Below are 14,212 nucleotides of genomic sequence, written 5' to 3' on the forward strand. Positions count from 1 at the left end.
CTTCATGGGGATGTCCTCATGTGGCTTATGAAGACATTACTAACATCGGGGTGTACTAATCAACGGGGAGCAGGTCAATGGAGACTGTTGCACCTTCAGGATTATAAACAGCGAGTTTTTCACCGATGTAAATTTCTGAATTTGATTTTTGCATTGAGTTCTCCTTTCTTATATTTATAATCCGAAACCACGAGGCTTATTAACTGGTCTGTTTCGTTTGATAATGTTTCGACGAGGTTCATGAGTTTGAATAACAGGAGAATTTGTTTCGTTTTGTTCTTCTGGCATTTCAATATCAGATTTAGCAGCGAGTTTCCTCCACTCGTGAAATTTGATTTTCTCTAGAACTTGCAGACGCGCGCAATAACCGTAGTTAAAGCAGTCAAGACCTTCGTTACGAACACCGCCTTGTTTAATAACCCATCTAACAGTATTACCAGAGCGTTTTAATTCTTCGGACATAAGCTGTTCGCAGTAATCATCTGGAACATCATCAGAGATTTCGACTCTGACTGGTGTATTTCCAGATTTCACGCTTCTGTTTAGCAGTTCACGAACTAAGTTTTTTCCTTGGTTTACACCAATCATATAAAGTTCATAACCACCGGTTTTCGTGATTTTCGTTGGAACATAAGGGGCATCAACAGAGCTGGCACCTTTAATTGCTTTCAGGTTTGTCCACTGAGAGCAGAAACGATAGATTGTTTTAGTTGCTCGACCGTTTGAGCTATCGACGTTCACCCACGCTAAAGGAACCTTTCTTCCCAAAGCTGTTCTGAACGGTGCTTTAACGTATGCAAGAAGTTCTTTATAAGCAGGGGAATCGATAACCTCAGCGTTCATTGTCATAAAGCTACGATGTGCAAGAATATAAACGGTTCGTTCGTTGTGACCCATCAAGGTTACTTCTAAACGGTCTTGCTGTTGGTCAACCCCAGCGGTTAAAAACAACGTGTCTTCTGGTATATTGCTGATGCCGATATTCGTCTTGAGTGTTTCTAATTTACTAACCTCAATGTCTTCGTTTAAATCATCAAACGGTAGACCAAGAACAGTGTTATAAAACGTTGACAAGCTGAACGTTTGCCATGCTTGCTTATAGTCTTCAACAACTGATTTGATAGAACTCATTGGGCTGTATAAACGACTTACGTGGAATCCAGCAATTCGACTTTCAGGTTGATGAATAATCCATTCACCTTGTTTAATTGCTCGTGCTCGGTCGCCTTCAGAGAAAGCGTGATGACATTCAGGACATTCAATTCTGGCAGAGTTAGGATCAGGTAATGATTTACCATCGATTTTTACCCAGTCGAATTTGATATTCTCCCACGTCAGTTCGTGCTTATGACCACATGTAGGACAGGGAACATGATACTTGCGCTTGTCGGATGCTTCATACTGCGTGTGGATAGCACCGTATTTACTTGTAGGCGTCGAGCTAATGAAAACACGAGCGTCTTCACCGAACGTCGTAGCACGTTGTTCCGCGATGATAATCGGGTTGCCTTCTTCTGTGTCTGTTTCAACTGCGTCAACTTCATCAAGCAACATCAGCGGAAGAGTTTTACCGCGTAAGTGAGAAGGGCTATTGAGCGACATGAAATACCAAAAGCCTCCAGCACGTAGCTGAATTTGACTGGTGTTATTCACTGCGTTTCTGTCGTTCTTGTCGGTGACGATTCGTTGCATTTCTTCCGATTCGTCAATCATTGGGCGAATCTTGCCTGATAGCCATTGAGTCGTCTCTTTACCGGTTGACTGCAAGACACCAGCGTTACCGGGATCAGTAGCAGACTTATAGAACAGAATTCCGTTCAAGATGGTTGTCTTGCCAATCTGGGCAGAAGTCTCGAAGACGATTTTCTTCTTACGTTCTTTAATGACGTCAATCATGCCTTTCTGAAACTCAAACAGTTTCATCGGCTGCCCTGTATAAGGACCATCAGGGAATTTCAGGTACTGTTCGACCCACTCGGACGGAGTGTAGTCAGGAGGTGGCATTAAAAAGCGCTTTGCATTCTGTAAGATACTTTTCAGTTTATTTGAGTTTTTCATAATCAGCCCTAAGTGGATGAACCCAAAATGGATTTCATTTCTCTGTCTGTATTTATGAAAACCTCCATAAAATTATTTCTAAGAGTTCTTGCACCTGGATATCCGCCTGTTAAAGTCTGTTCCAACAAAACACAGGAGAACGACAATGAAAACTGAACTGACTGTTGAAAACCGAATTGCTTCTGAATTAAACGCTGGTACTGATATGTCAGAGAGTAAGCTTGCTGAAAAATACGATGTTCCTCGTTCTGTTGTTCGTCGTGTTAAAGCTAACATCGAGGAATATACAGTTGTTGAAGAAGTTAAAGCTGAAAATACGGTTGAAGTTGTCGATGCTGTTGAAGCACAACGAATCGTGAATCAGGCTTTCGGATTCGATAACATCGAAAAACTTCTTGCTAGCAAATCGGCTAATAAAAAACCATCTGCGATTAGCATGATTATTTTTAAACGTACAGAGGGGGATTTTGAGTTATTCAAAAAACAGATGTCAGACAAAACTGCCGCGTATCAGAGGGATCAGTTTCTTCGCTGTGTGAATAGCACTAAAGGAGAAATGAGTGAAACTGAGAATGCCTAACGAATGGAGGCGATTTTTTAAATGTATAATAAATGCAAGTTTGTAGCTAAATTAATTACACTAGATTTAAAATTGCAATATTAAATAGGAAGCAAAGTGAGGAAGTTCAGAATTAAGGAACTATTTCATACCTGCTAGTTTAGAGAGCCGACTATTCATCGGATACTTATTTGATTGAAAGAAAAATTGAACAAGTGATATCATTCGGTTATTATTTTTTAGCAACAAAGGAGAAAGCATGATTGCTAATGTGGTTTATAAAAACGGTGATGTTAAGACCGAAGAGTTAACAGTTGACGATGCCGCTGTTCGCTTAAAAACAGACTCAGACGTTCAAGCGATTGAATTTTTCGAAAGTGGATTAAACACTCTGCTTGAGAAAAAACTTGAACAAGCATTAGTGCTTGGTCTGAAATGACAAAAGGGAGCTTAGTGCTCCCTTTTTTATTGAATTTCAAATGAGTAGATTGTAAACCACAGATACTGGAGGCATCTTTGGGGCGCAAGGAATCAAATAGTTGAGAACTTGATTACTCAGTTCTTTAGAACGATCTGCAAACAGCAGGGCGTACTTCCTGCGAAGCTGAAAGCGTAGAGTCAAAAGCAATAAGGTCGATAACGAAGCAGGAAGCATCAGGTGAACTTGATAACAGGGAATTGACTTGGAGTATCATTAGGTCAGTAGAAGCAGGGAGAAGCGAGGAGGGATGATGTAGCAGTCAATCATTACTATCATCAAAGATAGGGCTTGCCCGTTCGACGTAGCGATAGCGAAGGAGAACTCATTAACGTTATTTCAATTAATTATCGATCGTTATGTTTATTGATTGTCAGACGAACAGTATAATGCAGTTATCCAGTAATCATTATTATCCAGATCTGAAAAATAATATTGTGAGCGTAGCGAACGCGCGAAGCGCTAATAATCTTTATCTAGAAACATCTAATCAGTAGCTAGTAATCAAGTTCGATAGTGTTATCTGTCGCGCTTCGCGCTAATGTTTATCAATTAGGGCTTCGCCCGCGCTTCGCGCAATCTGCTCGCTTCGCTATGTTTTCCAGGTTTTGTACTGCTTCTATATCCTTCCAGTTCATCTTTATCCAATTGTTCTTATAGGGCGATTTTTTCTAGGGTCCATGCACTTCTCCGAGTCGCATCGATGCGTTATCGATGCGTTTTGATGTGCATCAATGCACCTGCTTTTCACTAAATTATTTTTCGGACTTTGTTTACACTTTCGGTGAACTATATAAATATTAGTATGAACACAGAGAGTTTCTTCTTCCTCGTTATTTTCTCTCGTTTGTTTACTACTGACTTTATCCGTCATAAAATAAGATATAAGCAATTAGCTTAGTTCATTTAAAAATTCCTTAAGTTTAAAGCACTCTTCGGAGTGCTTATTTTTCAATTCAATAAAAAAGGCAACCCCATGAAATTTATACCTAACAAATTCGAAATTGAATCTCGCTTAGACTCTGGTGAGACATTTCAGCAAATTGCAGAATCTAAACAAATGAATAAAGCAACGATGTATAATGCTTGCAAAAAACGTAATATCAGAACTCAACCAATCAATAAAGGCAAATAAATTGAATTTCAAATTTGCAGTCTTCGAAAATCTAGACAGAACAGTTAAAGCAAGCCTGAACAGAAATATTATCAAAGTTAATAGAATGACCAATAACAAAAACAGCCTGAAAGCTCTTGTTAAAGCTATAGATATTCATCGTAATGTTCGAGCTAAGATGTTACAGAAGATTGAAAATGCTGTGACTGTAAAAAATATGCATAGCTTCGAAATCGGTACGACCGAAGTTAATAATCTGCCTGCAATCGTTGCTTATACAACCGATAATGCTGTTATCGTTGCTTGTGAAATTAACGGTAAAAAGAACTCGTGGAAAGCTTTCTGTTCAGATCTAAGAATGCAGAAGATCAAAGACACCGAGCAGTTTGTTCAGATGTATACTGGTGAATTTATTGAAATCATCGAAAGTATTGAATTTCCGACTGAGCAGAGACTAGATGTTGTGAATTCCAAAATGGAAGATTTGATGAAAAGAGTCGCAGAGTTAGAAAGGAAAAACGCTGAACTCAGCAAAGAGAACAGCGTTTTACGTAAAGAAAGAAGGGGTGAAAAACTATCTTTTGATGACGAGATTGTAATTGTGAAAATTGATATTTCTGAGCCGACCAAAACAATGGACAAATCAACTATCGAAGATGAAGCAATTGAACTCGTCGAATCAACTTTATTTAGCTCAAATGCCCTCTGACAAATCATCAAGAGAACCTACAGATGTAATTACTAGTTATCAATCGACTTAATGGTAAGTTTTATGAACCATCTTAACGACGAAAAAGAAAAAGTGATACATGATAACATTGCATTCAACTTGCTCCATGACTGAATCTGACAGTCTGTTAAGTGCTCGTAAAGATCTCAAATTCTAACAATCTTCACGAGGAATGTTCGGCTTTGACCATGATTAGTTAATCAATAAGATACAGCCATTTTCAAAAGTGCTTGTTTTGATTGTTAACTATGATAAATTAGCAAGGCACATGCAGGTAGATTTGTTGGTTGTGGTATCGCAATCAGTGATTAAAAGGTCGGCAGTATTCGCCTCTGACGGACGTCGGATCTTCTTGGGCGTCACTTTGAAATGCGTAAGAGTGCCTGCATGTGCAATAACATAATTAATAATGGAATTTACTATTATGTTCACTCCCTCCTACTTAGAAAGACTCAAGTCATGCAAGACCAAATTTGAGTTTGCACGCTTACTTCAAATTAAAGTTTCTTTTCTTACTAATGTCCTGTACAGAATACGACCTGAGCATCAATATGAAAGATTTATTATAAAAAAGAAGTCTGGAGGTGACAGAGAGATATTTGCGCCTACTGAAAAACTAAAAGACATACAAAGGCGTTTATCAGATTTATTGTATGTTTGTCAGAGCGAAATATGGAAAACAAATAATATCACCCCTAGCTTATCTCATGGATTTGAGAAAAATAAAACAATAATAACAAATGCAGAAAGACATAGAAATAAAACCAATGTTTTAAATATTGATCTTGAGGATTTTTTCCCTACATTTAATTTCGGTAGGGTCCGTGGTTATTTTATCGCGAATCAATATTTTAATTTGCACCCATCAATAGCAACTATAATTGCGCAGATAGCTTGCTATGATGGAAAACTTCCGCAAGGAAGTCCTTGCTCTCCTGTAATAAGCAATCTTATATGTAATATTTTAGATATTAGATTGTCAAAGTTGGCACTTTCTAATGGATGCAGTTATAGTCGATATGCAGATGATATAACATTCTCAACTAACAAAAATCAGTTTCCTGACTCAATTGTTATAAATGAGAATTCTAACGAGTTAGGACCATTGTTAGTTAATGAAATTGAAAAAGCTGGATTTAAAATTAATAATAATAAGACCAGAATATTGCGGCATACATCAAGGCAGGAAGTAACAGGTTTAACCGTAAACAAAAAAATAAATGTCAATAAAGATTATATTAAAAAAACCAGAGCTATGGCGCATGCACTTTATAAAGAAGGGGATTTTACCCTTTTGGATATTAGTGGAAAACCGCGAAAAGGTACTCTAAATGAACTTGAAGGCCGCTTCGTTTATATTGATATGCTTGATAAGTATAATAACATTAACGCTAAAAAACATACACTCCCAGAAAAATATGTGCTAAAGAAAACTGGAATTAATTTTACTCTCAAATTGAATTCAAGAGAGACAGCATTCAGTAACTTTCTTCATTATAAGTATTTTTATGGGAATATAAAGCCTACAGTTTTGACAGAAGGTAAAACAGATCCAATTTATTTGAAATGTGCAATTGATTCTTTGTATTTAAGTTATCCTGCTCTGGTTAGAGTTGACGATAGAACAAAGAATAGAATTTTAAATATTACGTTATTCAAAACAAACGCAAAAAAGGAATATTTTTTAGACCTCTACGGTGGGGCTGCTGACTATGTAAGATTCTTTAGAAGGCATAGAGAACAATGCAAGAAATTTGAAAGACAACCGCCTAAAAATCCAGTAATAATTGTTTTGGATAATGACACTGGGCCATCTGATTTTATTAATAATATAATCAAAGAATATTCTCACCTGCCTAGAAAATCAGAGGACGTAAGAAAACATAAATTTTTACATTTAGAGAATAACCTCTACGTATTGTTAACTCCACTATTGGCTGGTGATAAACAATCGTGCATGGAAGACTTTTTCAAAGATGAAGTTCTGACAAAGACAATTAACGGTAAATCCTTTGATAAAAGTAATAATCATGATAGCACTACTACTTTTGGAAAAGACAGGTTTGCCAACAATATTATCAGAGAAAATAGACAGACTATAGATTTTTCATTGTTCAAACCAATTCTTGATGCTATGGTTGATATTAATAATCACTTTAAAAATTTGTACTATCCATGATGGTTAAAAATGGATAATAAATATATTTCCCGGTTACGGTTTATTTTAATCCCTATTCCGTAGTCGGGACAATATTCATTAATGTCACTTTGGAATATAATCATATTTGGACGACACCTCAAATTAAAAATATCATTCTTTTGTAATGTTATGGAGGCTATAAATATAGTTTTACAAAGGAGTATATATGACAGGCCATGATTACAAGTGTTTAATTTGCAAGCGCGATTATGTGAAAATTAGTTTTATGTTACAACGAAAAAATGTACATTGCGCTAGTCGCGAAAAATACCCTAAGCAACATCTAACAGAGTCAGTCGAAATTGAAGCAGGCTATTTCAAGCAGGAAAGAATGTTCATTAATCGTCAGAAACAAATCTTTAAAGGAGCAACACGATGAAAAACATTTTGGTCCCACCATCGCTTTAAATTCCTTCATTCGATTTTAAAAATGAAATACATAAACATGGTAACTGTTTGAAATTAAAAAGGGAGTGCAAACTCCCTTAAAGTTCAATTTCACTATCTTCTTTCTCTTCTGGTTTGTCAACGTGTTCGAAGTCTTGTTCGAACGACTCACCAAGTTCATTCAATGTTCTGTTGAAAATCTCTTTGAGTTTTTCTTTCAGCTCCTGGATATCATTAGCAGACTCCATGATTTCGATACCGTGTTTTGACGGAATCAGCCTGATGGAATCTTTCAGAGACTGACAGAACTGATTCAATTGAGCTTGCACCAACTCAACAGGGATTAATTCACCTGATTTTTCTTGCGCTGCATAAGTTGCTAAGTCAGCCTTCGCCACCTGTTCACGAAGTTTTTCTTTCTCGAATTCATCACGAACAGACATATTGCGCATCGGATTAATTTTGTTCTGAACGATCCATAAAGTGCCTTCGTTTTCTGGTATTCCTGCTGGATTATCTGAATAAGGAAGTCCTTCTGCTCTCCATGATTTAATAGCGTTAAGGGTATAACCATAACGTTTTGCCATATCAGTCATACTGACGTAAATTTTACGTGCCATTTTATTCTCCTTACACAAGTGGCCCAAGGGTTTATTACTGTATTTATCTTGAACGGAAAAATCATCCGGAATCAGTCCTGTCTATCGATGATGAACTGAATTGATTTGGAATTTTAACACAGCAGAAAAAAGCCGAGCGCTCGAAACATCTCGGTGTTTCAGAAGTCCCAGAGTAACTATTATTTTTTGTTAGAGGGGGGGCAGAAGATGAGTCGTTAAAACTTATTTAAGCAATATCATTAATGATTTATATTTGGCTGCGTTTTAGGCTAATCAGCAGCCAAATTTTTAATTGTCGATGAAACGCCAGTATCGCTAAAAATAGAGCTATATAAAATCAACTCCGCATTGCTTTATTCCAATCAATATTGTGACCAGCAGCTTCAAGTTCTCGTGCGAGTGCTTGCTTCCAGCCTCCACTGCTATCCATATTTTCCCAAACAACCCCAGCAAAATCACTTGGAATATCTAGTGAGCCGCGTTTTAGTGCACATACTTTCTCTCTGCCTAAACGCCCGATAAAATATCCTAATTCTAGCATTACATTCTGCCTTGCCCTTGGTTCTGGTATTCCTCCTTTAGCACAACCTTCATCATCTGGTGTTAGCAATACAACAGCAAATCCAACATCACTATTTGCTATAACTTTCTCAATGACAGTTCGTCCCTGATTAGCTTGCTCATGTAATATGATTGCTTCTAAACCTATACGTTCAAGAAACCTTGCGACTGTTTCACGGGCGCCATCATCATGACCATGAACAATGAAAACTTTGTTCGAAAACTGCGGCTTCAACATAGTTTCTGTGCTTCCCTTAGACTGAACATAATTTTTGTAATCTCTAACGAAAGGAATGATAAGTTGTCCTGTAATCGAATGAATGCCTGCTATAACTTTACTTCCGGAATAGAAAAAATGATGTCCAAAGTTGATTGCATAATTAGGATCTTCTGCTAACTTAAAAATCAAAAGTAATGTAAGGCCTAGTGTTTTTCTTGCATCATCTGGCCAGACAAGCTGGGCACTCCCAGCCATACTTCCTCCAGTCTTCTCACTTTCTGCGAGAAACTCTGTAAGATTGAGTCCTTCAGTCAGGTCTGCATTGTATGATTCAAGATCGGAATGTTTTAGAAGCTGAGCAAGCTTTTTGAGTGGACGTTCAAAGGTCTGGTATTGTGAAGCCTGTAAATCCAGAACAGCATTGTTCATTTCAGAAAAAATATCTTGAGCCATTACTCATCCTCACTTGAAGTCAATCTGGCTTCGGCAGCTTTTTTAAGAATGCCTTCTCTGTATGTTTCCTTCATCTGCTGCGCAAGCGAGCCGACTATGGAGTTGGTTGAACATCCGCCAATGCGTTCATCAATCATGTGATTAACTGTTTGAATTGCCGACTCGATGCTAGCAGGGTCGTTAGGGTTAAACTTTACGACTCCTAGCTCGCCATCCAGCTCACTCAGTATACGCTTTGCATCCTTGAGTTCTTTCTGAAGCTTATCAAGACCAGTAACTTTTAACATATGCACCTTCAATTATCAATTTAATCAGTACGTTACGGGGTTTAGCTGTTGCTTGCTTAGTCTGGCTATTGATCACGTATGAATGCTCTATTTTGAAGCCTCAACCAAATTTTCTCAATAGTGTAAAGCTATTATCATTTTCGAGTTTCCTTCGATATCACATTCTAAGATGAACATTGCTAATATTACTCACATCTAAAAAAACGGATTTGTTTACATTATCCTAACAAGACTTCGTTGAGTCGTAAAATATTATAACAAAATATATGTAGACTAAGCTGATGGTGTTAATTACATATCTGCTTATTCCATTCATCAACTTGATGCTGTTCAAATTAGATAACTTAAATTTTTAATTATAACTTCTGAAATCTCCATAACGAATAACATCAGTTACACGTTTTGCTCTATTAGGAGTCTGACGTGCCCATCTTGAGTCTAAAGCTTCATCAGCCGCATTTTGATAATCTCCAACAGCCATGTATCCCAAGAATTTCTTGAACTGACATACGCCAGAAACGCCGAGTTGAAAACACATATTGATTAAAGCTGAACGCCTGACTGTATCGATTCTGATATAAACTGGATGCAGTTCTGTTTTACTAAGCTTACGTAACGTTGAATTAACGTCTGTATTCAATAACTGATCAGATTCTTTCGCTGTGATATATCCATAACAAGGATGACCAACTGCTTTATCAAGTTCTTTCAAAGCGTAGTCTCTTGATGGATTCTTAGTAATCAAATGTCCGACACCGATTGTGAAATATCCTTCTGTGTCTTTATACATCGTGAGTTTTTCGCCTTCGTCGTAACGAAGCATTGCGTTAAGTTCCATATTAGCCTCATAAATATAGTTAAAATCTTATTTATGAGAGGACTTATGAATCTATTAGACACAGACGTTAGGCTGACCGATGTTCAGCTTAAATCAAATGCTCCGTTTTTCTCTAACAGAGCAGTATCAGGACGTTTTCAGAAACGTTATACAGGCGTGCAATATTTCGAATTGAATTTCACTGTGAATTATATGTCGCAAGACACAAGACACGTTCAACGCTTTATCGCGATGCATCAACAAGGTCAGCCGTTTGACTTTCCGTTAAGCTACTTGACTGACTATAAAGGTTCGGCTCAGGGACTTATTCAAGCATCTGTTACAGCTAACAAAGGAGCGCGTAAGGTCACTCTGAACAGCTTCACCGATACTTTAGAAGCAGGAACATTAGTTCAGTTTCAGAATCACTCCAAGCTTTATACCGTCACGGAGGATGTCAAAGCAGGTGGAGAGATGAAACTCTTTCCGAATCTGTTGCAGAACGTTCAAGCTGGTGAGACTGTGAATTACAGAGGAACGAAAGGGCGATTCATCCTGACGAACGATACTATTCCGTTAGATCTTCAATCGATTTCAAATATTAAACTTACTGCAACAGAGGTGGTGTAATGTCAGTAAAAGACCAATTTAACAGACTAAGAAAAGACCCTGACTTCATCGAAGCGTATAACGATTTTAACGGCACTAATTATACAGAACTGACTACTGGTCAGTTGTTCAGTGTCGGCACGTTGTTTCATCTTGTTCAGATTAAGATGCATAACGGCACAGAACTGTTGTTAACTGATGCTTATTACGACTTGCAATATCAAGGTAAGAATTATATTGCCGCTGGTGACTTTACTGATATCAGTTCAATCAGCGAAGAAAAAGAAATTAATAACATCGGAATGACCGTTAAGCTGGCTAATATCCGAAAAGAATATATCAACTTGATTCGAACGAAAGCTTTAAACAGAGCAGACGTTAAAATTGATATTTGTTTTCTGAATCCTAATACTGGCAGTCCAACAGAGAGTTTTAATCTGTTCACAGGCTCTATGGATAAATTAACAGTTAACATCGAATACGATGATAATGAAGCGAAAAACGAAACCGAAGCTGTTATGAACTCAATCTGGGAAGTTCTTGAGAAATCTGCAAGAAATCACGCTTCCGATGGTGTTCATCGTAGTTATCCGGGTAATGAACAAGACACGTTCTTTTCTCGAATCGGAAAATGGAACTCAGAATCGAAATGGACGAGCGTAAAATAAGGGAGCTGTTGCTCCCTCATGAATTGTATTATGAAATGTCAACTTCTACTACATAGATTGGGATTTTTTTATCCTTATGTTCATATTTTCCAGCCGGATAGTCATCACGTATTAAATGAGTGGCTCGCCTAATCAGGGTCGCCCCTGATGCAAAAAGAATCTCTTTTTCATTTCCCATACTTGCATTCTTTCTAGGAAAAGCAAAAACATTAGTGATAGGATTCACTGTATGTAATACAAATAACTCTATTTTATTGTTATCATATGCTTTCCCTCTCCATTCAGCATTTCTTAATGCAACTTGAGGACAAAAACTTGTTGAAAGTGGTGCTGTTAATTTGAATTGATTTGATGCTCCATTTAGCCATGCACCACCATGAAAAAGATATTGACCTTCGCTTAGTGTATGACCGATGCTATTGATTTCTTTATCCACCTCGGTTACTGAGTAATTAGGATATTTTTGTTGATAGTCAAATAACACTTTTGGAGTTTTTGAAGGCATAGCGCGTCTTAGTTCTTTATAATTGACGCTATTGTCAAGATATCGGTCAATGAAATTCTCTAATCCATTATCCGAACCTCTTTTTGCCATGTGTTTTGCTGCATCTAAGTGATTTTTAATTTTTGCAATCAGTTTATCTTTGATATGAGTTTCAAATTTGCCAGTAGCCCTGTAGACAGCCATCATTTCTTCCTGACTGGCCTTTCTGCAGGTCCAGGATTCGTATGGGTTCTCAAATACATCAACAATTGGTAATTTCATTTCGATTCCTTTTGAAGTTAATGAGTAAGAAACTCAATAGATTAAAACACGAAGCTCTGATTTTGTCTTATGTTAGCTTGTCAAGGATGCTACGTAAAATATTAACGTGGTTAACATTTAGTTAAATGCAATACGTATTGTTACATTTATGGTTGTAGTTAGTTATCCAATTGCTCTTTCTCAGCGTTCATGTATTCCAGTAGTTTTTTGCTGTCAGAAACAAAACTCATACTATATCCATCCCATCGGAAACTCTGAGAATGACCATTCAGATACTGAACTTTTATTCGCCAAGATTTTTTAAGATTAAATACCGTGATTTCTTTTATAACTCGTTTAAGCATCATGTTTAATTCGATAGGATCTTTGATTTCCGACAGGAGGTTGAAATCGACTGATTGTTCAGCTAATACCATATCAGATTGTTGTTTAAACTGCTGGTCGAGTTCCTGTAGCTTTTCCTCAAGATTGCCGATTGTCTCAAGAACACTCATAGGAACTTTTTTCATTGTTAGAAGCATTCCGTTCAAGTTGTCGATTTGCTCTTTTAATTGAGCGCGTTCTTGTGCAATTGTCGTATCAACAGAGGTTTTCTTCTCCATCTTTAAGTGCTTTAAGATTTTATAAAGAGCAATCTCCATGTTTTTAAAATTCTGCGTAACGGTGCATTTACCATCGCGAGCATTAGCACAAACATGGTATTGATACGTTTTACCAGTAACAACATGGAATTTTCTGACTAACGCACCTCCGCAAGAGTGCTTTAACAGCCCTGTGAAAGCGTTTTTATCTGACTTATATCCCGGCTTGTTCTGCTTTGCATCAGACTGTAATAACATCCAGTCTTCTTTGCTAATTACTGCTGGATAATAATTATCGATAATATCCAACAGAATAACTTTTCTGTCTTTCGTCGTTTCTGATGTTTGATAAGCACCGTATAACGCAACTGAACTAAGAGTTTTACCAACAGTTGTGTGATTCCAACCAGCAGAACGTAATGGTCTGAATCCTTCATCGTTTAATGTCTTAGCTATTTTATTCGTGCCAAGTCCCTTTTTCTTGAGTTCGATAATTCTTTTTACTGCGTCGAGTCTGTCAGAGAAAACAAACTGGTCTTTTTCTCTTGCTAACCAGAATGGCAGTATTTTGTTGATTACTTTACCAGAAAGAGCAGCTTTTCTTTGTTGCTGTTTTGTCTCACGCAAACGCTGTGATTTCTTCTCTGATTCTTTATGCGCAAGGTCAGCAGCCAGAGCGATTCTAATCACGCTTACAAGGTCGTTAACTGATTCTCTGTTGAGTAATAGACCGTCTGTCAGGCTCGCTATAAAGACGTTGTGTTGTAAGATTGACTTGATTATCTGTTGAGTCACATCGATACCCCGACGACTCAAGCGGTCAAGACTCTCGATGATTATCGTTGAACCTGATTCGATTGCTCCTTGCTCGATAGCAGAAAGCATGTCACCAAGCGACGGTCTGTTGCCTTCTTTAAACGCTGAAATTCCCAAGTCCTGAAAGTTTTTCTCAGATAGGGTAAGATTGTTAGCAATAGAGTATTTTTCGGCAAGTTCTGTCTGTCTGCGCACTGAGTCGCCTTGTTCTTGTTTCTTGCTCGAAAATCGTATGTAACTGTAAGCTAACCCGTTTTGCTTTTGCATATTCTAATCCTTTCAATCACT

Annotated in this window: 13 protein-coding genes; 6 read left to right on the forward strand and 7 right to left on the reverse strand. The window is 37.5% G+C overall.

Annotated elements, in window-relative coordinates; translation table 11 throughout:
- Positions 1–174: 174 nt before the first annotated feature.
- Complete coding sequence (locus OGX67_RS04095) at positions 175–2,058, reverse strand: terminase gpA endonuclease subunit (RefSeq protein WP_128542716.1); 1,884 nt, start codon at positions 2,056–2,058, stop codon at positions 175–177.
- 145 nt (positions 2,059–2,203) lie between these two features.
- Between OGX67_RS04095 and OGX67_RS04100 the strand changes: the two genes are divergently transcribed.
- The 4 genes from OGX67_RS04100 (at position 2,204) to OGX67_RS04115 (ending at position 7,118) form a co-directional block, all read left to right on the forward strand.
- Positions 2,204–2,638: a GntR family transcriptional regulator gene (locus OGX67_RS04100; RefSeq protein WP_149282226.1), complete on the forward strand. Its 435-nt coding sequence runs from the start codon at positions 2,204–2,206 to the stop codon at positions 2,636–2,638.
- 238 nt (positions 2,639–2,876) lie between these two features.
- The gene (locus tag OGX67_RS04105; protein WP_000561393.1) at positions 2,877–3,056 is read left to right on the forward strand and encodes a hypothetical protein; all 180 of its coding nucleotides are present in this window, start codon (positions 2,877–2,879) and stop codon (positions 3,054–3,056) included.
- 1,121 nt (positions 3,057–4,177) lie between these two features.
- On the forward strand, positions 4,178–4,918 hold the full coding sequence (locus OGX67_RS04110) for a hypothetical protein (protein WP_001324719.1): 741 nt from the start codon (positions 4,178–4,180) through the stop codon (positions 4,916–4,918).
- 445 nt (positions 4,919–5,363) lie between these two features.
- The gene (locus OGX67_RS04115) at positions 5,364–7,118 is read left to right on the forward strand and encodes a retron Ec67 family RNA-directed DNA polymerase/endonuclease (RefSeq protein ID WP_000494974.1); all 1,755 of its coding nucleotides are present in this window, start codon (positions 5,364–5,366) and stop codon (positions 7,116–7,118) included.
- Positions 7,119–7,624: 506 nt separating this feature from the next.
- Here the strand turns inward: OGX67_RS04115 and OGX67_RS04120 are convergent.
- From OGX67_RS04120 to OGX67_RS04135, 4 genes are all read right to left on the reverse strand, one after another.
- On the reverse strand, positions 7,625–8,146 hold the full coding sequence (locus OGX67_RS04120; protein WP_000101429.1) for a hypothetical protein: 522 nt from the start codon (positions 8,144–8,146) through the stop codon (positions 7,625–7,627).
- A gap of 337 nt (positions 8,147–8,483) precedes the next feature.
- On the reverse strand, positions 8,484–9,380 hold the full coding sequence (locus OGX67_RS04125; RefSeq protein ID WP_000046021.1) for a TIR domain-containing protein: 897 nt from the start codon (positions 9,378–9,380) through the stop codon (positions 8,484–8,486).
- The gene (locus OGX67_RS04130) at positions 9,380–9,667 is read right to left on the reverse strand and encodes a YuaX family protein (protein ID WP_000922096.1); all 288 of its coding nucleotides are present in this window, start codon (positions 9,665–9,667) and stop codon (positions 9,380–9,382) included. The genes OGX67_RS04125 and OGX67_RS04130 overlap by 1 nt, the downstream gene beginning before the upstream one ends.
- A 352-nt stretch (positions 9,668–10,019) precedes the next feature.
- The gene (locus OGX67_RS04135) at positions 10,020–10,505 is read right to left on the reverse strand and encodes a glycoside hydrolase family protein (RefSeq protein WP_000422351.1); all 486 of its coding nucleotides are present in this window, start codon (positions 10,503–10,505) and stop codon (positions 10,020–10,022) included.
- A gap of 45 nt (positions 10,506–10,550) precedes the next feature.
- Here OGX67_RS04135 and OGX67_RS04140 point away from each other — a divergent pair, with 45 nt between their 5' ends.
- Entirely contained in the window at positions 10,551–11,114 is a 564-nt protein-coding gene (locus OGX67_RS04140) for a hypothetical protein (RefSeq protein WP_001050350.1), read from the forward strand.
- Positions 11,114–11,761, forward strand: coding sequence for a baseplate hub domain-containing protein (locus OGX67_RS04145; protein WP_000111578.1), 648 nt, complete (start codon positions 11,114–11,116; stop codon positions 11,759–11,761). Before OGX67_RS04140 ends, OGX67_RS04145 begins: the two co-directional genes overlap by 1 nt.
- Positions 11,762–11,789: 28 nt before the next feature.
- On the opposite strand, the gene OGX67_RS04150 is transcribed toward OGX67_RS04145, so the two are convergent.
- Together OGX67_RS04150 and OGX67_RS04155 are read right to left on the reverse strand one after the other, a co-directional pair.
- Positions 11,790–12,527, reverse strand: coding sequence for a hypothetical protein (locus OGX67_RS04150; RefSeq protein WP_000775244.1), 738 nt, complete (start codon positions 12,525–12,527; stop codon positions 11,790–11,792).
- 158 nt (positions 12,528–12,685) lie between these two features.
- Entirely contained in the window at positions 12,686–14,191 is a 1,506-nt protein-coding gene (locus tag OGX67_RS04155) for a recombinase family protein (protein WP_001171815.1), read from the reverse strand.
- Positions 14,192–14,212: the final 21 nt, after the last annotated feature.

Origin of the sequence: Citrobacter sp. Cf118 (assembly GCF_030334095.1) — a bacterium.
GTDB classification, from domain to species: domain Bacteria; phylum Pseudomonadota; class Gammaproteobacteria; order Enterobacterales; family Enterobacteriaceae; genus Citrobacter; species Citrobacter freundii.